Consider the following 1,104-nt stretch of genomic DNA (forward strand, 5'->3'; position numbering starts at 1 on the left):
GACGGGTTCGTTTCCGCTGGTCAGGTGTAGGTGCGGTGTTCCGGTGGCAGGGACGGGGTGTCGTGTCGTCTCTCCGGTGGAGGTGTCGGGATGCCGTCGGTGATGGCGTTGCCGGAGGAGCGTGAACGCGCCGCTCGGCAGCGAGTGGAGGCCCTCCAGGCTGAGCTTCGGGAGGCCGAGGTCGTGTGGGAACGGTTCGCGATCGCCCGTGAGACGGTGGGCGAAGTTCTGGCGGAGCCGCGCGGTGGCGAGCCCGTTCCGCCAGGCGTGGTGGCCGAGGAACGGCCGGTGCAGGTCACGACGGCGGTGCCCGGTTCAGCCGTGCCCCACTGGCGGGAAGGACTCACCCCGACGGTTCCCGCGCCGGACTACCAGCGGATCATGGACGTCCTGGCCGGTGGGAACGGGACGCACGGGGAGGCGATGGACTGCCGTCGACTCGCAGCCGCGATGGGCTCGAGCCGGTCCCGGCCAAGGTGGAGGGAGTGCGGTCGAAAGCCAAGCGCCTGGCCGCGCGGGGCTGGCTGGCTGGCTGGCTGGCGGAGGAACGTCCGGGGCTGTTCCACGTGCCCGTCGGGCGAGGCGGCGGCTCATGGCCATGCTCATCGACCACCGGATCACCGCTTCCGAGGTGTCGGTGCGTTTCTCGTAGTCGCGGGCCAGTCGGCGTGAGTGCATCAGCCACGCGAATGTGCGCTCCACCAGCCATCTCTTCGGCAGCACGGTGAAGCCGCTGGCGTCGTCGCTGCGTCTGACCACGGTCAGCGAGATCCGCCAAGCGGCCCGGGCAACGTCGACCAGGCGTCCGGTGCAGCCTCCGTCGGCCCATACCCGCGTGACGCGCCAGTGGCGTTCGTGCAGCCGGGCCAGGAGTGTCTGACCCGCGTCCCGGTCGGTGACCGAGGCCGCCGTCACCATCACGGCCAGCAGCAGTCCGAGGGTGTCCACCGTGATGTGCCGCTTGCGGCCGTTGACCTTCTTCCCGCCGTCGAATCCCCTGGTCGCGGCAGGTACCGACGCAGCTGCCTTCACCGACTGGGCATCGATGATGCCGGCCGTCGGCTCCGCATCCCGGCCCGCGACCACGCGGACCCGGTCGCGCAG

The 1,104-nt window shown here is 70.9% G+C and carries 1 protein-coding gene; it reads right to left on the reverse strand.

Annotated features, from left to right (window positions below):
- Window positions 1–315 precede the first annotated feature (315 nt).
- Window positions 316–1,104 (reverse strand): transposase (locus AB0G56_RS42195; RefSeq protein ID WP_360981683.1); only part of this gene is annotated, 789 nt, incomplete at its 5' end.

Source organism: Streptomyces sp. NPDC021356 (assembly GCF_040641015.1).
Classification (GTDB): domain Bacteria; phylum Actinomycetota; class Actinomycetes; order Streptomycetales; family Streptomycetaceae; genus Streptomyces.